Source organism: Cellulomonas sp. SG140 (assembly GCF_025770785.1).
Classification (GTDB): Bacteria; Actinomycetota; Actinomycetes; order Actinomycetales; family Cellulomonadaceae; genus Cellulomonas.
Map to the genome: position 1 here is coordinate 166,370 of NZ_JANZLA010000009.1, position 24,155 is coordinate 190,524.

Genomic DNA, 24,155 nt, shown 5'->3' on the forward strand with positions numbered 1-24,155 from the left:
TCACTTGACCCGTGCGAGCCGCTCGATCGTGAGGGTGATCGTCTCCTTCACGGCGTCCGAGCTGTCCACGCTGAGCTGGTCCGTGGAGATCTTGCTGGGCCAGCCGTTGAAGAAGTTGAACCGCGCCAGCTCCTCGTGCGTGTGGTCGTACATCACCACGGAGCCGTTCTTGCGGTTGTTGCTCCGGTCGCTGTTGAGGATGCCCTTCTCGCGGATGTTGTTGAACCACTCCCAGAGCTTGTCGCCGTCCATCTTGGCCGGGGCGACCCGCGTCAGGGTGAGGTCCGGGGCAGACGTGGTCGCCCCCAGCGTCTTGATCATCTGCTGCTTGCCGTCCTTGCCGGCCTGCTGGATGGTCGCGACGGAGACCTCGACGTCGAGGCCGCCGACGGTCATCAGCGCCGTGACCACCTCGCCGTCGATCTCGAGGAAGAAGTTCTGGGAGATGATCGGGTCGGTCTTGAACAGCCCGTCAGGCATGGTGGCTCCTCGGCTCTGGATACGGCTCAGGGTGCGGGGCCCGGGCGGCGACGCAGGCCGCTCGCCCGGACCGGATCAGGTCAGTTGGCGGACTGCTTGTTCTGGCTGATGCGGAAGATGACGAACTCCGCGGGCTTCACCGGGGCCAGGCCCACCTCGACCACGAGCTTGCCGGCGTCGATCGACTCGGGCGGGTTGGTGGTCGCGTCGCACTTGACGAAGTACGCCTGGTCGGCCGAGGCGCCGAACAGCGCGCCGGACTGCCACAGCCCGTGCAGGTAGCCGGTGAGCGTGCGGGTGACGCCCTCCCACAGGGTGACGTCGTTCGGCTCGAAGACGGCCCACTGGGTGCCGGACATGATGGTCGACTCGACCATGTTGAACAGGCGCCGGACGTTGATGTACTGCCAGTCCGTGTCCGACGTCAGCGTGCGGGCGCCCCAGATGCGGATGCCGCGCGTGCCGAACGGCCGGATGCAGTTGATGCCGATCGGGTTCAGCAGCGACTGCTCGTTCTGGGTGATGGACCGCTCGACGTCCAGGACACCGCGGATGGTGTCGTTGGCCGGCGCCTTCCACACCCCGCGGGTGTCGTCGGTGCGGGCCCAGACGCCGGCGACGTGGCCGGACGGCGGGATCAGCACCTCGGCGTCGCCGTTGCTGCCGATCGGGTTGTCCACCTTGATCCAGGGGTAGTACAGCGAGGCGAACGCCGAGTCGTACATGGCGACGTCGCTGCGCCACTCCTTGATCTGCTGCGGTCCCATCCCGGGAGGGGCGTCGAGGATCGCCATGCGGTTGGGGTGCAGCTCGCAGTGCGCGATCAGCGCCGTCTGCACGGCCTTCCACAGGTTGAGGTCGAGGGTGCCGTCGGCCTTGGTCGCGGCCGTGACCAGGTCGGGGACGATCACCATGGTGACGTCCTCGGCGATCGCCAGGCCGTTGATGCCGCTGCGGGCGGCCTCCGAGCCGGCGAACTTGCGGCCGTTGACCGGGGCCGGCACGGGCGCGGCCTTCTCCAGCTGGTAGACGCCGGGCTTCAGCAGCTCCAGCTGGCTGGCCACGTCCGCGTCGGTGTCGAGCTTGAGCTCCACCTTGATCTGCGTGGACGTCTTGTTGATCACCGTCGCGGCGTCGCGCGGGCCGCCGAACGTCAGGTCGGGGTACTGCTCCACGGCCTCGCCGCCGATCACCACTGTCAGCGTGAACGGCGCGGGACCCTCGGCGTCGGGGTCGGTGTCCTGCGTCTCGACCACCACGGAGACGTTCGCGTCCGGCTCCACGCTGGTGATCTCCAGCGGGCGGCCCAGCGAGCGGTCGGCGGCGGGCAGCGCCAGCTGCGCGGGCTCACCGGCGGGCGTCGAGTGCGGGATGCGGACGATGTAGGCCAGCGAGCCGCCGTTCTGGAAGTACCCGAACACGGACAGCGGCAGCACGGCACCCGCGACGAACCCGCCGAACAGCTGCTCGAACTGGTTCCAGCTGGTGACCAGACGGGGGGCCAGACCCTCCGGGTCGTTCGGGTCGTCGAGCGGGGCCCGCTCGGTGAACCCGACGAAGGCCGCGACGGCCGTCGGCGCGGACGCCAGGACCTTCTGCGACGACGGGACTTCCTCGACGTAGACGCCGGGCGCGGTGTACGTGGGCACTGTGTCTCCCTGTTCTGCGCCGCATCCTCGGACGGGAGGGCGGTGCCGGTGGCGCTGACAACCGCGAACGTAGGGAGGGGCCCTACTGGGCAACATCCGTAATCGCTACCGATCTTGGGACCAAGGGCCCACGGCGCCCCCGCTTTTCACCTCCTGAGCCGCCCTATATCGGCACTAAGCCGGGACTAAAGTCCTCGGCGGATCAGGCCGAGAACCCGGTTGAAACCACACGGTCCGGGAAGCGGACCCCCAGCGGCTGGCGATGTCTGCCCTGCGCCGAGACGAGGAACGCCGATGAGCGAGCTCGCGGAGAGAGCGACCTCCGGCATCCGCCTCGCACCGGCGTCCGTACCCGCGTTCGGCCCCGCGGCGGTACGCCCGTGGCCCTCGGTCGACCGCCCCGGACCCCGCCGTGCCGTGCTGGCGGCGCTCGCGGAGTCCCGCAGCGTGCTGCTCGTCGGCGACGCCGGCGTGGGCAAGACGCACCTGCTCGACTCCGTGCTGGGCGAGTGGGGCGCGGACCGGCGTGCCGCAGCGGAGCAGGCCGCCGCCGTGGCGCTGGTCCCGGCGCAGGTACAGCACGTCGAACCCGTCGTCCTCACCGTCGGCGGGCACGACGACAGCGGCGTCCTGGCGACGCTGCGGAACCGGTCGGCCGCCGGTCCTGCGGAGCGTCCAGCCGCACCGGTCGGCCACGTCGTGCGGGTGCACCACGACGTCACCGAGCCCGTGCTGCTGCGCGTCGAGGACGCCCACCTGCTCGACCGGGCGGCGGCCGAGGCGCTCGCGTCGCTGGTGCGCGACGGTGAGGTGCGCGTGCTCGCCACGCTGCGCGGCACGCCCTCCTCGCCCTGGTCACAGCTGTGGAAGGACGGCATCGCCGAGCGGGTCGACCTCGGCGCCCTCGACCCCGCACAGACGCAGGCGCTGGTGGAGACGGCGCTCGGCGGGCCGGTCACCGGCGAGACCGGCCGGCGGATCTGGCTGCACACCCTGGGCAACCCGTTCCACGTGCGCGAGCTGGTGCGGCACGAGGTGGCCTGCGGCGCCCTGGTGGAGCGGCACGGCGTGTGGGTGGGGCTGATCGGCGCCGAGCCGGGTCAGCGGGTGCTCGACACCGTCGCCCGGGACCTCGAGCGATTGGACGGCCCGACGCGGGACGCGCTGGAGCTGGTGGCGCTGGCCGAGCCGGTGCCGGTGACGGCCCTCGACGGGCTGGTCGACGGCGCGGTGCTCGACGACCTGGCCCACCGCGGTCTCGTCGTGCGCGGCACCGCTCCGGCTCATCCGGGTCCCAGCGCCCTGGACCAGCCGCTCTCACCGACGGTGCGGCTGACCCCGCCCGCCTTCGCCGACGCGGTGCGCGCGCTCGTCCCCCACGACCGTCGTCGTCAGCTGTTCGCCCTGGTCCGCACCGCGCGGTCCGGCTTCCGGTCCGACCACGAGTCCCCCGCGGCCCTCCTGCGGTCCGTGCTGTGGGCGCTCGAGTGCGACGTGCACCAGAGCGGCGAGCGGCTGCTGCGCGCGATGCGCGCGGCGATCCTGCTGAGCCGTCCCGAGGCGGCCGTCCAGGTGGGCAGCGCCGCGCTGCGCCAGACGGTGGGCGGCCCGGGACCGCGGGTCGACGTGCTGCTGCTGCGCGCGGAGGCCTGGCGGCTGGTCGGCGCACCCGAGCGGTCCGCCGCGGACCTGCTCGAGGCCTCCGAGCGGCTGGCGAAGGACGACACCGGCACCGACCACCGCCTGCGGCAGATCCGCCTCGCGGAGCAGACGGCCGACCTGCACCAGTTCCACGACGACGACTCCGACGAGTCGCTGGACCTGATCGACCAGTTCCTCGACGAGCTCGGCGAGGACGACGACGCCGCGCTGCGCTCCGCCCTCGCCGTGCGGCGGCTGGTGCGCCTGGGCACCGGCGGACGCTTCGCGGAGAGCATCGAGCCGTCGCTGGCGGCCCTCAAGGCCGCCGGCTACCGGTCGCCGAGCGTGCTGGCCCTGGCGGCGCCGGCCGTCTTCGGCCTCGCGCAGACCGGCCGGATCAGCGAGGCGATCGCGCTCGGCTCGCGCAGCCTGCGCGCGGCGGAGGTGCACGAGCGGGAGCACCCCTGGCTCGGCTCGAACATCCTGGCCGCGCTGTTCCTGGTGCACCTGTGGGCGGGTGACGTGGCCGCCGCCGAGCGGATCGCCGCCGTCCCGCCGGGCGGTGACTGGGGGTACGCCACCAAGTACTCGACGGACAGCACCGGCCGGGGCCTCATCGCCGCCGCGCGCGGGCTGTGGAGCGACGCGATGGCCGAGCACCGCGCGGCGGCCGCCACGCTCGGCGTCCTCGACCCGTACGGGCTCACCGAGTTCGCGGCCGCGGCCGGCGCCGTCTCCGCGGCCGCCCTCGGCGACCGGTCCACCGCGCTGCAGCTGATGGAGGTGGCCCGTCGTGCGCCGCACCGCGCGTCGGCCATGGTCGAGTCGGACCTGCGGCTGATGCTCGTCGACGCCGGCCTGTGGCTGCAGCAGCCGACCGTCCGGGCGGAGGCTCTGGCACTCGCCCGCTGGTGCGCCGAGCGCGGGCTGCGCCGCACGGAGCTGGAGGCCCTGCACCGGGTGCTCCTCGCCAACCATCTCCAGGGCACCACGGACCCCACGGACGCGGCGGTGCTGGTGCGGCTGCAGCAGGTGGGCGACCTCGTCTCCGGCTCACGCGCCGCGGCGCTCGTGGCCCACGCCGTCGCCGTCGTCGCCGGGGACGGCGAGCTGGTGGCCGTCGCCTCGCGCGACCTCAACTCTCGGGGGCTCTGGCTGCCGTCGGTCCGCCCGTCGGCCCGGCTGACCGCCCGCGAGCGCGAGATCGCCGGGCTGGCCGCGGCCGGTCTGAGCAGCCGGGCGATCGCCGACCGGCTCACCCTCTCGGTCCGCACGGTCGACAGCCACCTGTCGCGGGTGTTCGCCAAGCTGGGCGTCACCAGCCGCGCGCAGCTGCGCGACCTGCGCGACTGACCGAGGCGCCGAACCACCCGCGGCGACACGTGCGCGCCGGTCCGGGCAGGAGCACGCTGGCGCCGTGAGGCGACGCGAGGCCGCGTGGGAGTACGTCAACGCCGCCCTGTGGGTGCTGCCGTTCGTCGCCGGCAACCTCGCCCTGCTCGTCGGGTTCGGCCTGTCCCGCGTGGTCCCGGCGCCGGGCTCGTTCCTCGCCACCGTCGCGTTCCGCGGCTCGTCGGCCGACGCCCGGACGCTGCTGATCACCATCACCGGCACGGTGGTCACGGTGATCGCCCTGGTGCTGGGCCTGTCGATCGTCGCGCTGCAGCTCTCGTCCACCCAGTTCAGCCCCCGGCTGCTGCGCAACTTCCTGCGGGACCGGCCCAACCAGGTGGTCCTGTCGGTGTTCATGGCGACCTTCGCCTACAGCGCCGCCGGGCTGCTCACCGTGGGCGTCGGCACGGATCCTGAGACGTTCCCGCGCCTGGCGGTCACCGGCGCGCTGGCGCTGCTGTTCGCCAGCATCGCCTCGGTCGCGTACTTCGCCGACCACCTCTCGCACTCGATCCAGGTGGACGCGATCATGCGCCGCGTCGAGCGGGACGCCCTGGACCTCGTCTCCCGGCTGCCGACCGACATCGAGCTGGTGCCGCCGGCCGCGCCGCCGTGGGCCGTCCCGGTGGCCGCCCGGACCAGCGGCTACGTGGTGACGGCCCATCCGGAGCAGCTGCTGCCCCTGGCCCGCGAGCACGGCGTGAGCATCGCTCTGGTGCGTCGCGTGGGCGAGCACGTGGTGCCGGGCACCCCGCTCGCACTGGTCTGGGGGCCGACGGCCGACGACGCCGTCCCGGACCCGCACCCCTTCGAGCACGCGCTCGACGACGCCGTCGGCATCGGCTTCGAGCGCACCCGCCAGCAGGACGCCGCGATCGGCATCCGCCAGCTGGTGGACGTCGCGTGCAAGGCCCTGTCCCCCGCGGTGAACGACCCGTACACCGCCATCCAGGCGGTGGACCACATGGCCGTGATCTTCGCCGCGATGGCCGCCCGCCCCCTCGGCCCGCGGGTGGCCCGCGCCGGCGACTGCGTGGTGGTGGTCCCCAGCCGCCGCTTCGGCGAGTACCTCGCGACGATGTGCGGGCTGGTGCGCCGGTACGGCGCTGCCGAGCCCACGGTGTCGCTGGCCCTGCTGCGCCTGCTCGACACGTGCGCGACGGTGGCCCGCACCGACTGGGCCCGGCTGCACGACATCGCGGACCAGGCGCGACTGATCGCCGACGACGCCGAGCGGGCGGTGCACCAGCCGGCCGACGCCGAGCCGGTCCGCCTCGCGGAGCAGGCGCTGCTGCGCCGCATCGAGACCTACCGCGCCACCGCGGAGTAGCCCGACCCCTCAGGAGCCAGAGCCGTCGGGCGCCTCGCACGGTGACGACCCGGAGTTCGGCTACGGGTTCCTGGCCGACGAGCCACCGACATCACCGAGCGCCCCACCGGCGAGGGCAAGCACTGCTGCTGCGTCGGCTGGTGACAACGCCGCGATGGAGTCCTGGAAGGCGCTGCTGCAGAAGCACATCCTGGACCGTCGCCGCTGGGCTACCCGCCACAAGCTGCACCCTGCGATCGTCTTCTGGATCGAACGCACCGACAAACGGCATGCTTTCACCGGGGGATGCGTCAGGACCTCCGGAGCGGTCAGCGTGCGTCAGGGGGCGGCATGAGCGTGAACTGGCCGGGAAGCCGGACACCGCATCGTGGTGCACTGCACCTGATCTGGGCGGTTCCACTCAGCGTCGTAAGCGCTCTGCTCGCGGTGGGCTTGGCGTCATTCGAGTGGTGCGGCATCACCCAGTGCAGGTGGGGGGACCGGGGTTCGCCGATCGCCGTCGGGCTACTCGCCCTGCTGGCCGGGCTCCTCGTCGCCCTCCCGTTCTGGCTGGTCCGCTGGACGTACCGCACTTCTGTGCGCCTCGGGGTCGGAACGATCTTGACGGTCGTCGTCGCGGTCATCGGGTTCTGGGTGGTCACGCACCCGTGACTTTGCAGCCGGAGGGGTGGCAACTCTCGTCGACGGCAACCCGCGCCGCAGCAGCCAGGTGCCTCCCCGCTCGTTGCCATCGCCCCTTCCGGGTCATGACGCGGGGCAGTGCAACGCCTCGACCGGCGCCGGCCCGGAAACAGTTCGGTTCTTGACTGTTTGGTTTCTCACCATCTACTGTTCCGGTCATGAGCAGCAGCCGTCCCGAGCCGTCCGTCGCCGAGCTGATCGGCCGGATCTCCAGCCGGATGCGCCAGGCGATGGGCGACGCCTTCGACTCCGCCGACCTCGGCGGTCTCACCCCGCTGCAGGCCCGCACCGTGGGCTTCATCGAGGCGAGCGAGGGCCGAGGGCTCATCCAGAAGGACATCGCCGACGTCACCGGCACCCGGCCGGCGACGGTGTCCGCCCTGCTCGGCACGCTGGAGCGGGACGGCTGGATCGAGCGCCGCACCGACCCGGCGGACGCCCGCCGCAAGACCCTGCACGTCACCCCGAAGGCCCGTGACCTGGTCAAACGCTTCGAGGCCAACGTCTGGGCCAGCGGCGAGCGCCAGCTCGACGTGCTCGATCCCGACGAGAGACGCACGCTCGTCGCCCTGCTGACCAAGCTCGACCGGCACCTGGCGGGCTGACCGCCACCTGATCGCAGCCGCCTGACTGCAGCCACCTGACCGACCGGCACCCGCCGGCCGTCCGGTCCCGCACGCCCTGAACCGGGCTGCGCGACCGCGCCCCGCCACCCCACCACCGCCCCGCGGCGCTCCCGCACGCCCTCGTGCGCCCCGCCGCTCCGACCCGTCCCCACCCGCACCCCAGGAGGACCCATGACCACGCACGACGACACCTACTACCTGCGCCGCGCGCCCATGAGCCGGGCGCTCGCCCACCTCGCGCTGCCGATGATGGCCGCCACCACCGTCGGCGTCGTCTACGGCGCGATCAACGCGGGCTTCATCGGCTCCCTGCACTCCACCGCCCTGCTCGCCGCCGTCACGTTCGGCCTCCCGCTGACCGCGGTGGTGATGGCCGTCGGCGGCGTGTTCGGCACCGGAGGCAGCACCGCGGTCGCCCGGCTCCTGGGCGAGCTGCAGGCGCTGGACGACGGCACCGGCGCCACCGCGGCAGACCTGCGCACCCGCATCCGGCGTCTCTCCGCCTTCACCGTCTGGGGCGCGGCTCTGGCCGGCCTCGTCGTCGGGATCGCCGGCCTGCTGGCGCTGCACCCGCTGACCCACCTGCTCGGCGCCACCGGCGACGCGTTCGCGCCGACCGCCGACTACGTCGCCGTCCTGCTGGCCGGCACCCCGGTGCTGGCCGTCGCGTTCGCCATCGAGCAGCTGGTGCGCGCCGAGGGTGCGACGCGGGTGTCGATGGTCGGCATCGTCGTCTCCACCCTGGTCAACCTCGGCCTCGACGTGCTGCTGATCCTGGTGCTGCGGTGGGACGTGACGGGTGCAGCGCTGGCGATCGTCGGCTCCAACGTCGTCACCGTCGCCTGGTTCGCCGTCCACCTGCACCGCCGCTCCCCGGAGCTGCGCATCGGCCTGCGCTGGTTCCGGCCGGACGGTCCGACGGCCCGCGAGGTGTTCGGCGTCGGCGTCTCCGAGCTGCTGATGAGCGGGTTCCTCACCGTCAGCGCCGTGGTGTTCAACAACGTGGCGGCCCGGTACGGCGACGGTGTGCTGGCGGCGTTCGGCGTCGCGCAGCGGATCGTGCAGCTGCCGGAGATGCTGGCGATGGGTGTCGCCCTCGGCGCGATGCCGCTGCTGGCCACTGCGTTCGGCGCCCGGGACACCGCCCGGCTGCGGTCCGCCCTGCTGCACTCCGCCGCCTGGGTCGCCGGGTGCGTGCTGGTGTTCACCCTGCCGGTGTTCGTGCTGCGCGAGCGGGTGCTCACCCTGTTCAGCGCCGACCCGACCGTGCTGACCACCGGCCTCTCGGTGCTGACGGCCATGCTGGTCGCCGCCCTGTTCAACGGCTTCACCGGCCTGGCCACCACGCTGTTCCAGTCCACCGGTCAGGCGGTGCCGGCCACCGTGATGTCGGTGACGCAGGGCGTGCTGTTCGTCCCGGTGCTCCTCGCCGCCCGTGCCGTTCTCGGCCTGACGGGCGTCGTCTGGGCGATGCCCATCACGGAGGTCCTGTGCTTCGTCGTCGCGGCCGCCCTGGTCACCGCCCACCGCACCAGCACCCGGACCCCGGCCGATGCCCCGCCGCAGGACGCGCTGACCGTCGCGGCACCGGCCGGCATCGAGGCCTGACGTGCCGGGCGGGTGGCCGATGGTGTCGGATGGACCCATGCGCGGAGCGATCATCCATGGAGCCGGCGACGTGCGCTTCGAGGAGCGCCCCGATCCCGTCGTCGTCGAGCCGACCGATGCGGTGGTCCGCACGGTCGCGGCCTGCGTGTGCGGGTCGGACCTGTGGCGGTTCCGCGGGCTGGCGCCCGTGCCGCAGCCCAAGCCCATCGGCCACGAGTACGTCGGCGTGGTCGAGGAGGTCGGCTCCGCGGTCACGACGGTCAAGCCGGGCGACTTCGTCGTCGGCGGCTTCCTGCACAGCGACAACACGTGCGCCGTCTGCCGCAAGGACATGCAGGCCAACTGCCTGCACGGCGGCGGGTACGACGGCTGCCAGGCCGAGCGCATCCGCATCCCCAACGCCGACGGCACCCTGCTGGCCACCCCCGGTCAGCCGGAGGCCGACCTCATCCCCAGCCTGCTGGCGCTCTCCGACGTGATGGGCACCGGCTGGCACGCCGCCGTCTGCGCGGACGTGCAGCCGGGGTCGAGCGTGGCCGTGGTCGGCGATGGTGCGGTGGGTCTGTGCGGCGTGCTCGCGGCGGCGCAGCTCGGCGCGACGACGATCATCGCGATGAGCCGCCACGCCGACCGCCAGCAGCTCGCGAAGGAGTTCGGCGCCACGCACGTCGTCGCCGAGCGTGGTGACGAGGGCGCTGCCCGGGTCCGGGAGCTGACCGACGGCATCGGCGCCGACGCGGTGCTCGAGTGCGTCGGCACCGCGGACGCCCGTCTCCAGGCGGTGGCCGTCGCCCGCCCCGGCGCGATGATCGGCGTGGTCGGCCTGCCCCACGGCGACGTCCCCACCGACCAGCTGTTCTGGCAGAACAAGGGCTTCCGCGGCGGCCCGGCCCCGGTCCGCGCCTACCTGCCCCACCTGCTCGACCTGGTGCTGACCCGCGTCATCGACCCGGGCAAGGTGTTCGACCTGACCCTGCCGCTCGCCGAGGTGTCCGAGGCTTACAAGGCGATGGACGAGCGCCGCGCCATCAAGGTCCTCCTCCGGCCCTGACCCGGTCGGCTCGGGCCGCGACGTCCACCCAGTCGGCGCCAGTAGGGTCGCCGGCGTGTCAGGGGCGCAGGCACGTCGGCAGATCACCGGGACGGCACGCTGGATCGCGGCGTCACGCGCGCGGGAGTCGGCTCGTGCGGACCGGCTGTTCGACGACCCGTGGGCGGCGACCCTGGCCGGTGACGACGGCTTCGCCATGCTGGCGGCGCGCGAGCAGGGCGGGCAGCCCAACGAGTTCCTTCCGGTGCGCACCCGGTTCTTCGACGACCTGATCGGCTCAGCGGTGCAGGACTGGCCGGCGGGCCCACACCAGGTGGTGCTGCTGGGCGCCGGGTTGGACACCCGGGCGTTCCGGCTGGACCTGCCGCCGGCCTGGACTGTGTACGAGCTGGACCACCCGGAGGTCCTGGCCGCGAAGGCGGAGGTCCTGGACGGGGTGACCGCGCGCTGCGGACGGCGGACGGTGCCGGCGGACCTGGGCGACGACTGGCCCGATCGGTTGCTCGACGCCGGCTTCGACCCGGCGGCGGCCACCGTGTGGATCGTCGAGGGCGTGCTGTTCTACCTGCCGTCACCGCAGGTCCAGTCGCTGCTCGTCGGCGCTGCGCACCTGTCCACGGGTCGGGCGGTGCTCGGGGCGGACGCGTTCGGGACCGGCCTGCTGCGGCTGCCGGCGATGCGTCCGCTCGTGGAGCACCGCACGGCGACGGGCGTCCCGCTGCCGTTCTGCACCGACGATCCGGACGGCCTGCTCACGGCGACCGGCTGGCAGCCACGCTCGGTGCTGGACGTCGGGCAGCCCGGCGCCAACTTCGGCCGGCTGGCCCCCGTGCCGGCCGGTTGGGACGGCGGCGCCGACCCGACGACCAGGTCCTACCTGCTGGTCGGGAGCCGCGAGTGAGGTGCCGCCTCGGCCCCGCCCCGGTCCATGCACGATGCCTCGCGGCGACGCGGTGGACCGCTGTACACGCGCCTTCTAATCAGTCAGAATAGCGCTGTTAGCGCGGTTAAACGTTCAGTTCTGACCTTTTGGGTAGGTGTGCCATGGCGACGTCGCCGATCGCCGTCATGCGCGCGATGAACGAGATTGGTCAGTCGATCGGGACCTGGCGTCGCCTGCGAGAGCTGACCGTCGCTGAGGCTGCCGACCGCGCGGGCGTGAGCGTCAGCACGCTGCAGCGCCTCGAGCACGGTCAGGGCGGGACCGTGGAGAACCTGCTGCGGGTCGCCCGTGCGCTCGGCATCCTCGATCAGGTCATCGCCTCCGTGGATCCCATGTCGACCGACGTCGGTCGGCTCCGTGCGGGGCAGGCCCTGCCCGCACGGGTACGACGCAAGGAGCAGCGGTGAGCGACCTCGTCGTCCAGGTGCACGTCGCCATGCCCGACGGCGACGTCGAGGCCGGCACGCTGTACAGCCACCGACGCCGGCGGTTCGAGTCCGCGACGTTCGCCTACGCCCAGGAGTACCTGACCAGGAGCGGGGCGTACCAGCTCGACCCCGCGCTGCCGCTGAGCGCTGCCCCGTCGCAGACACCCGTCGGGCACGCGATGTTCGGCGCGTTCGCGGACTGCGCCCCCGACAGATGGGGACGCATGCTGATCACGAGAGCGCAGGCGCGGACCGCGCGCGAGGCCGGGACCGCCGCACGAGCGCTCGGTGAGATCGACTACCTCCTCGGCGTCCGCGACGACCTGCGCCAGGGAGCGCTCCGGTTCCGCACCGGCGACGGCCCGTTCCTCGCGACGGACGAGGCCGGCGTCCCCGCCCTGACCGATCTGCCCGAGCTGCTGCGGCTGGCGGACGCGGTCGAGAGCGACGACGTGTCGCTGCCGGACCTCAGGCGGCTGCTGCGGGTGGGCAGCTCGCTCGGCGGAGCCCGACCGAAGGCCCACGTGCGCGCGGCGGACGGGCGGGTGGCGATCGCGAAGTTCCCCTCGGCGGCGAACGACACCTGGAACGTCATGGCATGGGAGAAGGTCGCCCTGGACCTGGCCCGAGCAGCAGGCATCACGGTGCCGGACTCCCAGCTGCTCGAGCTCGCCGGGCGGCACGTGCTGGTCGTGGACCGTTTCGACCGCACGCCGTCGGGGAGACGGGTGGGGTACATCTCGGCGATGACGGCCCTCGAGGCTGTCGACGGGGACCAGCGCAGCTACCTGGAGATCGCCGAGGTCGTCGAGCAGACGTCCTCCCGGGCGACCGCCGACCTCGCGCAGCTCTGGCGGCGCATCGTCTTCAACGTCCTCGTCTCCAACACCGACGACCACCTCCGCAACCACGGCTTCCTGCACGCCGGCGGCACCGCGTGGAACCTGGCACCCGCGTTCGACCTCAACCCCGACCCGGCCCCAGGCCCCAAGGACCTGTCCACCGCCATCGACACCTCGGACACCTCCGCGAGCCTCGAGCTGGCGATGTCGGTCGCACCGCTGTTCCGCCTGTCCCCTGCGGCCGCCGCCGGGGTTGTCCGAGAGGTGGCCGACGCGGTCAGCACCTGGCGCTCGTGCGCCGCGGCGTGGCTCGCACCTGCGCAGATCGAGGAGATGTCCCCGGCGTTCGCCGCCTTGGACCAGGTTCACAACCTCTGACGGGCCACCTTCAGGCGGCCGGCGCCTTGGGTGGCTTGGGCCGGACGACGCCGTCCGTCGGCGCCGGGACCGTGGACCCGTCGAGCGTCACCAGCGCCGGCATCGGCACGCCCAGCGGTCCCGGCCACGGCGCCGTCGCCGGCACCGACGGATGGGCGGGCGGCGTCGGCTGCTGGATCGTCGTCCCCGGCGCCGGCGGCACCGGCCGAGGCGCAGCACCCAGGTCCACCAGCCCCGCCATGCTCGGCGCCGAGTCGACGCGCGGCACGCCCATCGGCGGCAGACCGAGCAGGTCGATGATCGTCTTCGGGATGCTGGCGTGGGAGTGCCAGGCGGTGTCGACCGCCTGCGTCACCCGCCCGCCGAACATCACCAGCGGGATCCGCGACCCGCCGATCGCCTGGAACCCGTCCGGGTGCAGCGCGTCCGGCACCGTCTCGATCGACGGCGTCTTCACGTGGTCCGCGTACCCGCCCCAGTCGTCCCAAGTGAGGATGAACGTGGTGTCGTCCCACCCGCCGCCGTCGATCACGGCCTGCACGCGCGACCACACCAGGTTCTGCCCGCGGGTGACGTAGTCCGGCTGCGGGGTCGCCGGCGGGTGCTCGTCGTACCCCGCCGGGCTCCAGACGTAGCAGACCTGCGGCAGCTCACCGCCCGTCGCCATCGGCACGAACTCGTTGGGGTGGTGCACGTGGGTCTGCCCGGGTGCGCTGGTCAGCGACGTGTAGAACTTCGCCGGGTACCCGTGCTCGTCGGGGAACGCTCCCCACGACACCCCGGCCTTGTCCGCCACGGTGAAGATCGACGGCAGGTCCCACACCGGCGACGGGCCGACGAACGGCGGGTTCTTCAGCGTCGGCATCTGCCCGCCGATCGCCAGCATGTGCCCGGGCGTCGAGTTCGACCCCGAGCCGAAGTGGTGGTCGGCGAACACGAACGTCTTGGCCAGCCACGCGTAGTACGGGATCACCGCATCGGTGTCCACCTGCGCGGCGACCGCCGGGTAGTCGCCCATCGCGTAGTGCACCCACGCGTTGCGGTCGTGCGGCTGGTCGTGGTCGGGCGGAGCCGCGAGCAGCGGGCCGGTCGCGACGGCGGCGCCCCAGGCCGCCATCGAGGCGAAGTAGAAGTCCGTCGTCTTGTTCTCCTGCAGGAAGACGACGACACGGTGACCGGATGCAGCCTGCGTCGAGTCGGGCACGTCGGCAGTGTCGCCCCCACCGCCACGGTCCGCACCCGGGGTCGGCGCCGCAGCCCTTGGCGGTTTCTTGGCGGCGGCCTACGAGGCTGACGGGGAACCTGCAGGAAGGCGCACCCCGTGACGAGCAGCATCAGCAGCACCCGCACCACCGGCCCGGACGCCGGACGACTCGCAGCGGCCGGCGCGGGGCTCGTCGTCGTGCTGCTGGTGGGGCTGCTGGTCGCACCGCTGCAGGGGTGGACCGCGAGCGAGCTGAGCGTCGTCCAGTGGCTCTCCGAGCACCACGCACCGGCACTCGACGCGGTCACGGCGGCGATCGGCACGTTGGCCTCGCCGCCCGTCGGGCTAGGGCTGCTCGTCGTGCTGTGCGCGGTGGGTGCCCGCCGGGTGGGGGTGCGCCGGGCCGTGGTCCTGCTCGGCGTCGCCGGCCTGACCCTCGCGGGCGGGATCGTGCTCAAGATCCTGGTGCACCGGCCGCGCCCGGACGTCGCCCTGCTCGCCTCGCCGCCCCCGGTGGACACGAGCTTCGGCTACCCGAGCGGGCACACGACGGTGGCGGCGGTGCTGGTGCTGACGGCCCTCGCGCTGCTCGGCCCCCGTCGCAGCCGCCTCTGGGTGCCGGTCGGCGTGCTGCTGGCGGTCGTCGTCGCCGCGTCCCGGGTCTACCTGGGCGCGCACTACCCGCTCGACGTCGTCGCGGCCGTCGTCTACGCGGCGTCCGCGTTCACGCTCGTGTCCGTCCTGGTCACGACGAAGCCGGCCCAGCGCCTGCTGTCCGTGGTGCGCCTCGACACCCCCGCCGCCCGTGAAGGAGACCGCGCGTGATCTCGTCCCTGGTCGCAGGCCTGTCCGGAGGTGTGTCGACCGGACTCACCACAGGCCTCTCGATCTCCCCCGAGCCGCTGCTGCACGCCCTCGGCCCGTGGGCGCTGGTCGGCATCGCGGTGATGATCTTCGTCGAGTCCGGGGTGCTGTTCCCCTTCCTGCCGGGCGACTCCCTGATCCTCACTGCGGTGCTGCTGCGCGCCCAGCTCGGGCTGTCACCGTGGGCGATCGCCGGCGTCGCGCTGGCCGCCGCGGTGGCGGGTGACCAGACCGGCTACTGGCTGGGCCACCGGTTCGGGCGCCGGTTCTTCCGCGACGACGCCCGCGTGCTGACCACCGCCCGGCTGGCGGAGGCCGAGCGGTTCTTCGACCGATACGGACCCGTGTCCCTGGTGCTGGCGCGGTTCGTGCCGATCGTGCGGACCTACGTGCCGCTGGTCGCGGGCACCGCGCGGCTGCGGTACCGGCGGTTCGTCGTCTGGAACGTCACCGGCGCGCTCCTCTGGGTGGTCGGCCTGACTCTCGTCGCCCTGCTGCTGGGCGGCATCCCGTTCGTCGCCAAGAACATCGACCTGCTCGCGATCGTCGTGGTGGTCGTCTCCGTCCTGCCCCTGGTGGTCACGGGTCTGCGCCGACGCGGCCAGAATCAGGACCGTGAGCTGGTGGACGCCGACCGGGACGCCTGAGCCATGACGGCGCCCACCCGCCGCCTGTCCCTGCTGCTCCTCGAGGACGATCCGCGCCTCGCACCCGTGGTCGCCGAGCTGCTGTCGGAGGTCTACGACGTGACGCTCGTCGCCGACGGCGCCGTCGCCCTGGAACGCGCGTTGACCGGTGAGTTCGACCTGCTGGTGCTCGACCGCCGGGTGCCCACCCTCGACGGCCTGGAGGTGGTGCGCCGGCTCCGCGCCCAGCACGTCGCCACTCCGGTGCTGCTGCTGACGGCGCTGGGGACGACGGCGGACACGGTTGCCGGCCTCGACGCGGGTGCCGACGACTACGTCGTCAAGCCGTTCGAGCTCGACGAGCTGCTCGCCCGCCTCCGCGCGCTCACCCGCGACCACACCGGCCCGCAGCAGCAGCTCGGCGGGTGGACCTACCGGCCCGGCTCCGGCGAGATCCACTCCCCGTACGAGGGCCGGATCCTGCTGACCGTCCGCGAGGACGCCCTCCTCGCGATGCTCGCGGCCGAGCCGGACCGGGTCTTCAGCCGCACCCAGATCCTCACGGCGGTGTTCCCGCACGGCGAGGCCGAGGGCACGGTCGACGCGTACGTGCACTACCTGCGGCGCAAGACGGACCGCGACCTCATCGACACCGTGCGCGGTCGGGGCTACCGACTGGGGCGCCCGTGAGCGACCGCCCTCGGCTGTCCGTGGACGCCCGCCGGGCGATGCGCACCTCGGTGGTGTCCATCGGCGTGGCGGTCGCCGTCACCGCAGCGGTCCTGGTTGCGGGCGTGCTCACCGTCACCGCGCTCTACCTGTGGCTGCAGTCGACCCCCGCCGAACGCCGGGAGCCGCCCAAGCCGGGCGACCTGACGCTGTCCATCGACGCCGGCCACGTGCTGCTCGGTCTCGCGCTGGTCGGCGGCGCCGCCGTGGTGATCGCCGGCGTGGCCACGCTGTTCATCGCCCGCCGTGCCGTCCGGCCGCTGGAGGACGCCTTCGACCGGCAGCGCCGGTTCGTCGCCGACGCCAGCCACGAGCTCCGCACCCCGCTGACGGTGCTGCACGCCCGCATCCAGCTGCTGTCCCGCCGGGTGGGTCCGGACTCGGAGGCTGCACCCCTGGTCCGCGAGCTGACCGACGACGCGCAGGACCTGATCCGCATCGTCAACGACCTGCTGGCCGCGTCCGACGGCCCGACCGCACCACCCGAGGTCCCGACCGCCTCGGCGATCGGCCCCGCGCCCGACGGGCGCACCGACGTCCACGCCGTGCTCGAGGACGCGGTCCTCGCCGCCCGGTCCTCGACGAGCGTCGCACCGCTCGGCGTCGTGGTCGACTCCGTCGCGGAGCCTCTCGCGGTCCGCATCCCCACCGCCGCGCTGCGCCAGTGCCTGCTCGCCCTCCTCGAGAACGCCCTCCGGCACTCTCCCGCGGGTGGCACGGTCAGGGTCACAGTCGCGCGGACCGGTCGCTTCGCCGCCGTCGACGTGCACGACGACGGCCCGGCGCTGAGTGCTGCCGAGGCGGCCCGGCTGTTCGACCGCTTCGCCCACCGCCCCCCGTCGTCCGGGGCGACCAGGCCGGGGTCCGCTCTCCGGCCGGCACCGGCGCTGGGCCTGTTCCCCGTGCGGGAGACGGTCGCCCACCACGGCGGCTCGGTCGCGGTGGTGCCGACCACCGGTCCCGAGGCCGGCACCACCATCCGACTCCTGCTGCCCGTCGCCTGACCTTGCGTCCACGTCCCGTCGGGCGCGATCGGCCCCGGGCAGCGCCCGACGTCAGTCCTCGACGACCTTGAGGGTGACCTCGACGTTGCCGCGGGTGGCGTTGGAGTAGGGGCACACCTGGTGCGCGGCCTCGACGAGCGCCCGCGCCTGGCCACGGTCGAGGTCGGGGATGACCACCTCGAGCTCGACGGCCAGCCCGAACCCGCCCTGCCCGTTGCGGCCGATGCCGACGCGCGCGCCGACGCTGGTGTCGTGCAGCGCGACCTTCTGGGTACGCGCCACCGACAGCAGGGCGCTGTGGAAGCAGGCGGCGTAGCCGGACGCGAACAGCAGCTCGGGGTTGAGCGCGCCGCCCTCGCCACCCATGTCCTTGGGCACGCGCACGTCGGCGTCGAGCAGCCCGTCCATCGTGGCGACGTGGCCGTTGCGACCGTCGCCGGTGGCCAGGGCCTCGGCCGTGTAGAGGATCTCCATGACGTTCACCTTCCGTTGATGTTCTGAGGGGTCAGGACGCGACAGTGGCCGCATCCGCGTTGGAGGCCTGCACGCTGCCGGTCAGCCGGTGCAGGGAGTCGAGCAGCTCGCGGGCGGACTCGACGGTCAGGCTCATGCACTGCGCGACCTGCGCCGGCACGTCCGCCATCTCCGTCCGCAGCTCGTGCCCGCGGGCGGTGAGGTCGACGGTGACGACGCGCCCGTCGGCCTGATCCCGCGAGCGGGTGACGATGCCGGCCGTCTCCATCCGACGCAGCAGGGGCGAGAGGGTGCCGGAGTCCAGGGCCAGGTCGTCGCCGAGCTGCCGCACGGACCGCGGCCCCTGCGTCCACAGCTCGACCAGCACCAGGTACTGCGGGTAGGTGAGCCCCCACGGCTCCAGCAGGCGCCGGTAGGCCTGCGTCGTGGCGCGGCTCGCCGAGTACAGCGAGAAGCACACCATCCGGTCCAGCGCGGTCATGGCAGAACAGTTGCACACAATCGAGTTGTGCACAACCGACGACCCCGGCGCCGTGCCGCACCGCGCGCTGAGGATCGGGAGCTTCCCCACATTCGGGCCCAACAGCCCAGGGCCGCAGCACCCGTGATGTGCACGAGCACCGACGTTCGCGACCCTCCGCCTGTGGACAACTCCCTGACCGCGACCGAGGACGAACTGGCTGGATAGACCAGGGCCTCCGACCACAGGCTTCGCTGCACCAGGAGGATCCATGTCCACGTCCGACGTCGCCGACCCGGCACCGCCCACCACCGACGTGAAGGAATCGCCCACCGCCGAGGCGAAGGAACCGTCCCCTGCGGGCGTCGCTGCCGCGAGGAGGAAGCTCGTTCGGCGGGTCGCCTTCGCCCTCGGTTCCCTCGCAGCTGTCGGAGCCGTCGTCCTGATCGCACGGTCCGTGCTGTCGGCGACCGTCTTCACCCCGGACGCGCCGGTCCGGGAGTACGTCGCCGCCATGGAACGCGGTGACGCTGCCGGCGCGGCGCGGCTTCTGCCTGGTCTCGACGACTCCGACCGGCTGAGCAACTCCGAATGGGCCAAGGCCGGCGACCACCCGAGCGGCGGTCACGTGGTCGAGGTCACCGGGACCACGACCTCGAAGAGGGTGCGGGTCTCCTGGCAGCAGGCGGGTGGCACGTACGACCAGACGTTCCTGGTCGAGGCATCGGGCCATCGCTACGGCCTGCTCCCTCATTGGACCTTGGTCTACACGAAGCCCAACGACGTCGAGATCTCGGGGGTCGTGCCGCTCGGCGTCGATTCCTTCGTCGTCAACGGAGACACGTACTCCAGCAGCAAGGATCTCTTCCTGGGGTTCTTGCCGGGGACCTACACCATCACGCTGCCGGTGACCGACGAGCAGAAGAGTCTGATCACGTCGACGACCCAGACGGTGACCGTCCACCCCGACGGAACGACCACCTGGAAGGACAGCAGCGCCGACCCTGCCGGGCTGGCGTACTCGCTGACCGACGAGGGCAGGAAGTCCGCGGACGGGCAGGTGCTGGCGTACCTCAACGACAGGTGCTGGTCCGCGACGACCCTGGACGTACCGGTCTGCGCCGTCACCGCGTGGCAGCCGGCACTGGTGAGCAACGTCCACTGGCAGATGAGCGACGCCCCCCAGGTCCAGTACACGTTCGCCACCGCGAACCCGGTTGCGCTGCGCGCCGTCGTGGCCGGCCACGCCACCGCCACCTACACGGCCACGCCGTACTGGTCCGGCGACCCGCCCAGGGACGAGGCGGTGACCGCGACCTACGCCGTGGTGCTGGAGCTCCAGCCCCGGAACGGCACATGGGCGATCAGCTCTGGAGCGGCCTGATCGCCTGCCAGACCTGGACGTAGGAACGGCCCTGACCTGCGGCAGCGCCGCTGTCAGGGCCGTTCGCGCGATGGCGGTAGCGGTGGGATTCGAACCCACGGTGGACTTTCACCCACACACGCTTTCGAGGCGTGCTCCTTTGGCCGCTCGGACACGCTACCTCGCGGGAGCAGGGTACCCGAGGCGCCGCCCGCCGCCGAATCCGCCCGGCGCCGACCTACCGTGGACGCCATGGGCACCCTCACCGAGCTGATCGACGTGCTGGCCGGCCACCGCCTGGTCGTCCTCACCGGCGCGGGCGTGTCCACGGACTCGGGCATCCCCGACTACCGCGGTCCGGACTCCCCGCCACGCAACCCGATGACGTACCAGCAGTTCGTCGGCGACCCACGGTTCCGGCGGCACTACTGGGCGCGGAACCAGGTCGGCTGGCGGCACGTGCACCGCACCGAGCCGAACGCCGGCCACCACGCGCTGGTCGACCTCGAGCGGCGCGGGATCGTCAACGGCGTCATCACCCAGAACGTCGACCTGCTGCACCGGCAGGCCGGCTCGCAGACGGTGATCGACCTGCACGGCAGCTACGACCGCGTCGTCTGCCTGCGCTGCGGCACCCGTTACACGCGCCAGCAGGTGGCGGACCGGCTCGACGAGCTGAACCCGGGCTTCGTCGAGAGCGTCACCGAGGTGGCCGACGTCGAGATCGCGCCCGACGCCGACGCCGTCGTCCAGCAGACCGAGCACTTCGTCGTCGCGGACTGCTGGGCGCCGGACCCGGAGGGCGGGCCCGGCCCGTGCGGCGGCATCCTCAAGCCGGACATCGTCTACTTCGGCGAGACAGTGCCGCGCGAGCGGGTGGAGCGGGCGTTCGCCCTGGTCGACGAGGCGGACGCGATGCTCGTCGCCGGCTCGTCGCTGGCCGTGCAGTCCGGGCTGCGGTTCGTGCGGCACGCGGCCGCGGCGGACAAGCCGATCGCCGTCGTCAACCGCGGCGAGACCCGCGGCGACCGCTACGCCGCCGTCACGCTGCACGCGGGCACGTCGGAGACGTTGGCCGAGCTCGCCCGCCGGCTTCCGGTCCCGGCGGCGCGCCCGGCGAGCAGGACGGGTGAGACGACCGCACCGAGCCCCTCGGCCTGAGGCGCCGGAGCCACCGGATCCGGCGACCCGACGCCCCTCACTCCGGCGAGCGCTGCACCTCGAAGAACCGCTGCAGCAGCACCGCTGACTCCTCGGCCCGCACGCCGCCCACCACCTCCACGTGGTGCATCGCGCGCCGGTCCCGCAGCACGTCCCACTGCGACCCGACCGCCCCCGCCTTGGGGTCCCACGCGCCGAACACCACCCGCGGAACCCGCGCCAGGATCGCCGCCCCCGCGCACATCAGGCACGGCTCCAGAGTGACGACGAGGGTGCAGTCGTCCAGCCGCCACCGCCCCAGGTTCGCCGCCGCGTCCCGCAGGGCCACCACCTCGGCGTGCGCCGTCGGGTCCTGCTCGTCCTCCCGCAGGTTGTGGCCCCAGCCGACCACGTGCGCCCCCGGTGCGACCACCACGGCGCCCACCGGCACGTCCCCGGTCAGCACCGCGCGCCGCGCCTCGTCGAGCGCGATCCCCATCGCCCACGCATCCACCGGCTGCACCGGCCGCCCGGCCTCGGGGGACGTCATGCCCGTCATCCTGCCTCAGCGACGCCCCTAGGCTTGGGCTATGCGCCTGCACGTCGCCGACCACCCGCTCGTCGCCCACAAGCTGTCGATCCTGCGGGACCAGGCGACCCCGTCGCCCACGTTCCGCCTGCTGGTGGACGAGCTGGTGACCCTGCTGGCGTACGAGGCGACGCGGGACGTGCACACCGAGCAGGTGGAGATCACCACCCCGGTCGCGCGCACCACGGCCACCAAGCTGGCCGACCCCCGCCCGATCGTCATCCCGATCCTGCGCGCCGGCCTCGGCATGCTCGAGGGCATGACCCGGCTGCTGCCCACCGCCGAGGTCGGGTTCCTCGGCCTGCGCCGCGACGAGCAGACGCTCGAGGCGATCACCTACGCCAACCGGCTGCCGGAGGACCTGTCCGGCCGGCAGGTGTTCCTGCTCGACCCGATGCTGGCGACCGGCGGCACCCTGGTCGCCTCGATGCAGTACGTGTTCGACCGCGGTGCGCTCGACGTGACGGCCGTCTGCCTGATCGCCGCCCCCGAGGGGCTCGCCACCGTGGAGAAGTACGTCGGCGACCGCGCCGACGTGCAGGTGGTGGTGGCCGCCGTCGACGAGCGGCTCAACGAGAAGGCGTACATCGTGCCGGGCCTCGGCGACGCCGGCGACCGGCTCTACGGCATCGTCTGACACCCGACGGACGGCCGGTCCGCAGCCGTCCCCGCCCGCTCACGCGCCGACCGGCGCCAACGGACGTGACCACCGTCACGCCCGCTGCCTGAGACGCCCGCGCATATCCCTTGGTCGGCGCCGCGCGCCCGTGTGAGCATCGAGCCATGACTCCGGTGGCTCGTTATCGACGTACCGCTCCGGTACGTCGATCGACGTGCTGGCAGACGTGTTCGCGCTGACCGCGCACCCGTCCACCCTCACCCCACCCCGGAGACCCCTCATGTCCGCGCACCCCCGTCCGTCCGCACCCGAGCAGCCCACCTCCCGGGTGCTCCGCGCCCTGCGCGCCGTGCCGGACCCCGCCACCGAGCCGCCGGCCCCAGAGGCGCGCCGCGGCCTGGTGCTGCACGTGCTGCTGTCCGAGGAGTCGGCTGCCGTCAGCGGGACGGAGCTGGCCGAGGTGGCGGAGCTGCTGCGGGAGATGGCCGAGGAGCTGCTGCCGGCGGCCGCGACCTACACGACCCTGTCGCTCGGCACCCGGTAGGTCCGAGCGCCAGGGCGGTCCGGCGTCCGCGGAGCGAGCCCGTGAGGTCGGCGCGGGCTAGGCGTTCGACGGGGTCACGACGACGCAGCGGAAGCCCAGCACGCCGACCGGGTGTCCCGCGGCAGGGCCGAGCTGCATCGAGACGGTGCCGACGCCCGGCTGGTTGCCCTGGAGGGCGAGCACCAGCGTGGTGCCGGCTCGCGCCCCGAGACTCGGGTCGGTGCAGTGCACGGCGGTGGTGCCGCCGCCGGCCGGGGTCCGGGTGCACGTCCACGGGGCGGCCACCGAGCTGTAGGCGACGCCCGGCGGCAGCACGACGTCCACCACCGCGGGCGCGGCCGCCGTGGTCGCCGTCCCGCCGGCGTTCCGCAGCGGCACGGCCACCTCGGCGGTGCGGCCCGTGACCAGCCACAGATCCGGGACGGGGCCGGCGGCCACCAGGTGCGCGGGCGACGGAGCGACGTGCAGCGGCATGCTCCGGGACACCGTCGCCAGCCCGGCGCCGCTGACCGACCACGCGAGCGAGCCGTCGCCGGCGCCGTACCCCTCGTCGACCTGGACGGTGAGCGTCAGCCGCAGCTGCGTCTGCCCGGGCAGCTGCTGGAGGTTGCACTCGACCGTCCCGTCGGCGGTGCCGCACAGCCAGCCGACAGCGGCCAGGGGTGCGAACCGGCCGGTGACGGGCGACAGGGCGCCGGTGTCCACACCCGCCAGCGACACACCGGCCGGCAGCGTCACGGTCGCCACGAGGCCGGTCGCCGGCGAGCCGCCGGTGTTCACCACGTCGACCGCCAGCGTCCCCGTGGTGCCGGCCGTCAGCGTGAAGCCGGCCGGACCCTGCACGCTGAGCAGCGCCGGCGTCGGGGCCGGCGTCGGGTCGGTTGTCGGTACCGGGTCGGTGGTCGGTTCCGGGCCTGTGGTCGGCGTCGGACCCGTCCCGGGGTCCGACGTGCCGGACGTGCCCGAGACGTCGGACGTCGTCGTGCTCGAGGTGGTCGAGCCGCTGGAGCTGGTCGAGCCGCCCGACGCGCCCGCGACCAGGTCCGCGATGCCGGTGCCCGTGCCGGCCGCGGCGGTCGAGGTCGGGTCGGAGGACGCCGCCGGAGTGCTCCCGGTCGCCGCCGAGCCGTCCGACACCCCGTCCGACGCGGTGTCGCCCGTGGTCCCGGTCGACGGCGACGCCGTCGTCGTCGAGACGGCCGTGCCCTTGCCGGACGCGTCGGACGAGAGCAGCTGGACGGCGCCGACCACACCGGCAGCCACCACCGCGACCGCGGCGATCCCCGCGACCAGCGCCGTCGGGATGCCGGCCAGCAGACCGCCCACGCCGGCGAGCGCACCGCCGACCCCCGCAGCACCCGTGGTCAACGCACCGGCTGTCGCCGCACCGGCCGCGCCGCTCGCACCCGCCGTCGCACCGCCACCCGCCAGCTCGCCCGCGGCGGCTCCGCCGGTCGCGCCGGCCCCACCGGCACCGCCCGCCGCGGCAC

23 protein-coding genes, 1 tRNA gene and 2 pseudogenes are annotated in these 24,155 nt (G+C 73.3%); 18 read left to right on the forward strand and 8 right to left on the reverse strand.

Features of this window, described 5'->3' with window-relative positions; translation table 11 throughout:
• Both N0B34_RS15950 and N0B34_RS15955 read right to left on the reverse strand, forming a co-directional pair.
• Positions 1 to 480, reverse strand: coding sequence for a phage tail protein (locus N0B34_RS15950; RefSeq protein ID WP_263732263.1), 480 nt, complete (start codon positions 478 to 480; stop codon positions 1 to 3).
• An 80-nt stretch (positions 481 to 560) separates the two neighbouring features.
• Positions 561 to 2,129, reverse strand: a complete 1,569-nt coding sequence (locus N0B34_RS15955) for a phage tail sheath family protein (RefSeq protein ID WP_263732264.1) — start codon at positions 2,127 to 2,129, stop codon at positions 561 to 563.
• A gap of 294 nt (positions 2,130 to 2,423) precedes the next feature.
• Between N0B34_RS15955 and N0B34_RS15960 the strand changes: the two genes are divergently transcribed.
• The 10 genes and pseudogenes from N0B34_RS15960 (at position 2,424) to N0B34_RS16005 (ending at position 13,049) form a co-directional block, all read left to right on the forward strand.
• Positions 2,424 to 5,123, forward strand: coding sequence for a helix-turn-helix transcriptional regulator (locus tag N0B34_RS15960; protein WP_263732265.1), 2,700 nt, complete (start codon positions 2,424 to 2,426; stop codon positions 5,121 to 5,123).
• A gap of 64 nt (positions 5,124 to 5,187) precedes the next feature.
• Positions 5,188 to 6,492 (forward strand): DUF2254 domain-containing protein, encoded by a 1,305-nt coding sequence (locus N0B34_RS15965; protein WP_263732266.1) that lies wholly within the window; start codon positions 5,188 to 5,190, stop codon positions 6,490 to 6,492.
• 133 nt (positions 6,493 to 6,625) lie between these two features.
• Positions 6,626 to 6,760: pseudogene (locus tag N0B34_RS15970) on the forward strand (IS3 family transposase); the annotation flags it as partial.
• Positions 6,761 to 6,822: 62 nt separating this feature from the next.
• Entirely contained in the window at positions 6,823 to 7,143 is a 321-nt protein-coding gene (locus N0B34_RS15975) for a hypothetical protein (protein ID WP_263732267.1), read from the forward strand.
• Between the two features lie 188 nt (positions 7,144 to 7,331).
• Entirely contained in the window at positions 7,332 to 7,778 is a 447-nt protein-coding gene (locus N0B34_RS15980; RefSeq protein ID WP_263732268.1) for a MarR family winged helix-turn-helix transcriptional regulator, read from the forward strand.
• 192 nt (positions 7,779 to 7,970) lie between these two features.
• Positions 7,971 to 9,407, forward strand: coding sequence for an MATE family efflux transporter (locus tag N0B34_RS15985; RefSeq protein ID WP_263732269.1), 1,437 nt, complete (start codon positions 7,971 to 7,973; stop codon positions 9,405 to 9,407).
• Positions 9,408 to 9,444: 37 nt separating this feature from the next.
• Positions 9,445 to 10,458 carry a zinc-dependent alcohol dehydrogenase family protein gene (locus N0B34_RS15990; protein ID WP_263732270.1) on the forward strand — a complete coding sequence of 338 codons (1,014 nt, stop codon included), beginning with the start codon at positions 9,445 to 9,447 and terminating at the stop codon, positions 10,456 to 10,458.
• 55 nt (positions 10,459 to 10,513) lie between these two features.
• Positions 10,514 to 11,359 (forward strand): class I SAM-dependent methyltransferase, encoded by an 846-nt coding sequence (locus N0B34_RS15995; protein WP_263732271.1) that lies wholly within the window; start codon positions 10,514 to 10,516, stop codon positions 11,357 to 11,359.
• Between the two features lie 143 nt (positions 11,360 to 11,502).
• Positions 11,503 to 11,808 (forward strand): helix-turn-helix domain-containing protein, encoded by a 306-nt coding sequence (locus tag N0B34_RS16000; protein ID WP_263732272.1) that lies wholly within the window; start codon positions 11,503 to 11,505, stop codon positions 11,806 to 11,808.
• Positions 11,805 to 13,049: a type II toxin-antitoxin system HipA family toxin gene (locus N0B34_RS16005; protein WP_263732273.1), complete on the forward strand. Its 1,245-nt coding sequence runs from the start codon at positions 11,805 to 11,807 to the stop codon at positions 13,047 to 13,049. The genes N0B34_RS16000 and N0B34_RS16005 overlap by 4 nt, the downstream gene beginning before the upstream one ends.
• Before the next feature lie 10 nt (positions 13,050 to 13,059).
• On the opposite strand, the gene N0B34_RS16010 is transcribed toward N0B34_RS16005, so the two are convergent.
• The gene (locus N0B34_RS16010; RefSeq protein ID WP_263732274.1) at positions 13,060 to 14,253 is read right to left on the reverse strand and encodes an alkaline phosphatase family protein; all 1,194 of its coding nucleotides are present in this window, start codon (positions 14,251 to 14,253) and stop codon (positions 13,060 to 13,062) included.
• A gap of 117 nt (positions 14,254 to 14,370) precedes the next feature.
• Here N0B34_RS16010 and N0B34_RS16015 point away from each other — a divergent pair, with 117 nt between their 5' ends.
• Genes N0B34_RS16015 through N0B34_RS16030 form a run of 4 tightly spaced genes read left to right on the forward strand, consistent with a single transcriptional unit; the run spans position 14,371 to position 17,476 of the window.
• On the forward strand, positions 14,371 to 15,078 hold the full coding sequence (locus tag N0B34_RS16015; protein ID WP_263732275.1) for a phosphatase PAP2 family protein: 708 nt from the start codon (positions 14,371 to 14,373) through the stop codon (positions 15,076 to 15,078).
• Positions 15,075 to 15,764: a DedA family protein gene (locus tag N0B34_RS16020; protein WP_263732276.1), complete on the forward strand. Its 690-nt coding sequence runs from the start codon at positions 15,075 to 15,077 to the stop codon at positions 15,762 to 15,764. The genes N0B34_RS16015 and N0B34_RS16020 overlap by 4 nt, the downstream gene beginning before the upstream one ends.
• 3 nt (positions 15,765 to 15,767) lie before the next feature.
• The gene (locus N0B34_RS16025; protein ID WP_263732277.1) at positions 15,768 to 16,433 is read left to right on the forward strand and encodes a response regulator transcription factor; all 666 of its coding nucleotides are present in this window, start codon (positions 15,768 to 15,770) and stop codon (positions 16,431 to 16,433) included.
• A complete protein-coding gene (locus N0B34_RS16030; RefSeq protein ID WP_263732278.1) occupies positions 16,430 to 17,476 on the forward strand; it encodes a sensor histidine kinase in 1,047 nt (348 codons plus the stop codon). The genes N0B34_RS16025 and N0B34_RS16030 overlap by 4 nt, the downstream gene beginning before the upstream one ends.
• Positions 17,477 to 17,527: 51 nt before the next feature.
• Here N0B34_RS16030 and N0B34_RS16035 read toward each other — a convergent pair whose 3' ends face one another.
• Positions 17,528 to 17,950, reverse strand: coding sequence for an organic hydroperoxide resistance protein (locus N0B34_RS16035; protein ID WP_318529997.1), 423 nt, complete (start codon positions 17,948 to 17,950; stop codon positions 17,528 to 17,530).
• Between the two features lie 31 nt (positions 17,951 to 17,981).
• Positions 17,982 to 18,431 carry a MarR family winged helix-turn-helix transcriptional regulator gene (locus N0B34_RS16040; protein ID WP_263732280.1) on the reverse strand — a complete coding sequence of 150 codons (450 nt, stop codon included), beginning with the start codon at positions 18,429 to 18,431 and terminating at the stop codon, positions 17,982 to 17,984.
• Between the two features lie 250 nt (positions 18,432 to 18,681).
• Here N0B34_RS16040 and N0B34_RS16045 point away from each other — a divergent pair, with 250 nt between their 5' ends.
• Positions 18,682 to 19,794: a hypothetical protein gene (locus N0B34_RS16045; protein WP_263732281.1), complete on the forward strand. Its 1,113-nt coding sequence runs from the start codon at positions 18,682 to 18,684 to the stop codon at positions 19,792 to 19,794.
• A gap of 71 nt (positions 19,795 to 19,865) precedes the next feature.
• Here N0B34_RS16045 and N0B34_RS16050 read toward each other — a convergent pair.
• Positions 19,866 to 19,955 (reverse strand) — tRNA-Ser (locus N0B34_RS16050).
• A 70-nt stretch (positions 19,956 to 20,025) separates the two neighbouring features.
• Between N0B34_RS16050 and N0B34_RS16055 the strand changes: the two genes are divergently transcribed.
• Positions 20,026 to 20,934: a Sir2 family NAD-dependent protein deacetylase gene (locus tag N0B34_RS16055; protein WP_263732282.1), complete on the forward strand. Its 909-nt coding sequence runs from the start codon at positions 20,026 to 20,028 to the stop codon at positions 20,932 to 20,934.
• A gap of 37 nt (positions 20,935 to 20,971) precedes the next feature.
• On the opposite strand, the gene N0B34_RS16060 is transcribed toward N0B34_RS16055, so the two are convergent.
• Positions 20,972 to 21,472, reverse strand: a complete 501-nt coding sequence (locus N0B34_RS16060; RefSeq protein WP_263732283.1) for a nucleoside deaminase — start codon at positions 21,470 to 21,472, stop codon at positions 20,972 to 20,974.
• A gap of 31 nt (positions 21,473 to 21,503) precedes the next feature.
• Between N0B34_RS16060 and upp the strand changes: the two genes are divergently transcribed.
• Both upp and N0B34_RS16070 read left to right on the forward strand, forming a co-directional pair.
• The gene (gene upp, locus N0B34_RS16065) at positions 21,504 to 22,139 is read left to right on the forward strand and encodes a uracil phosphoribosyltransferase (RefSeq protein WP_263732284.1); all 636 of its coding nucleotides are present in this window, start codon (positions 21,504 to 21,506) and stop codon (positions 22,137 to 22,139) included.
• A gap of 262 nt (positions 22,140 to 22,401) precedes the next feature.
• Entirely contained in the window at positions 22,402 to 22,665 is a 264-nt protein-coding gene (locus N0B34_RS16070; protein ID WP_263732285.1) for a hypothetical protein, read from the forward strand.
• 57 nt (positions 22,666 to 22,722) lie between these two features.
• Here N0B34_RS16070 and N0B34_RS16075 read toward each other — a convergent pair.
• Positions 22,723 to 24,155: pseudogene (locus N0B34_RS16075) on the reverse strand (hypothetical protein); the annotation flags it as partial.

Coding starts and splice junctions, on each gene's coding strand:
- N0B34_RS15960 (WP_263732265.1), top strand. CDS start 2,424: ATGAGCGAGCTCGCGGAGAGAGCGACCTCCGGCATCCGCCTCGCACCG.
- N0B34_RS15950 (WP_263732263.1), bottom strand. CDS start 480: ATGCCTGACGGGCTGTTCAAGACCGACCCGATCATCTCCCAGAACTTC.
- N0B34_RS16000 (WP_263732272.1), top strand. CDS start 11,503: ATGGCGACGTCGCCGATCGCCGTCATGCGCGCGATGAACGAGATTGGT.
- N0B34_RS16070 (WP_263732285.1), top strand. CDS start 22,402: ATGTCCGCGCACCCCCGTCCGTCCGCACCCGAGCAGCCCACCTCCCGG.
- N0B34_RS15990 (WP_263732270.1), top strand. CDS start 9,445: ATGCGCGGAGCGATCATCCATGGAGCCGGCGACGTGCGCTTCGAGGAG.
- N0B34_RS16035 (WP_318529997.1), bottom strand. CDS start 17,950: ATGGAGATCCTCTACACGGCCGAGGCCCTGGCCACCGGCGACGGTCGC.
- N0B34_RS16055 (WP_263732282.1), top strand. CDS start 20,026: ATGGGCACCCTCACCGAGCTGATCGACGTGCTGGCCGGCCACCGCCTG.
- N0B34_RS15975 (WP_263732267.1), top strand. CDS start 6,823: ATGAGCGTGAACTGGCCGGGAAGCCGGACACCGCATCGTGGTGCACTG.
- upp (WP_263732284.1), top strand. CDS start 21,504: ATGCGCCTGCACGTCGCCGACCACCCGCTCGTCGCCCACAAGCTGTCG.
- N0B34_RS16040 (WP_263732280.1), bottom strand. CDS start 18,431: ATGACCGCGCTGGACCGGATGGTGTGCTTCTCGCTGTACTCGGCGAGC.
- N0B34_RS16045 (WP_263732281.1), top strand. CDS start 18,682: ATGTCCACGTCCGACGTCGCCGACCCGGCACCGCCCACCACCGACGTG.
- N0B34_RS16025 (WP_263732277.1), top strand. CDS start 15,768: ATGACGGCGCCCACCCGCCGCCTGTCCCTGCTGCTCCTCGAGGACGAT.
- N0B34_RS16060 (WP_263732283.1), bottom strand. CDS start 21,472: ATGACGGGCATGACGTCCCCCGAGGCCGGGCGGCCGGTGCAGCCGGTG.
- N0B34_RS15985 (WP_263732269.1), top strand. CDS start 7,971: ATGACCACGCACGACGACACCTACTACCTGCGCCGCGCGCCCATGAGC.
- N0B34_RS15980 (WP_263732268.1), top strand. CDS start 7,332: ATGAGCAGCAGCCGTCCCGAGCCGTCCGTCGCCGAGCTGATCGGCCGG.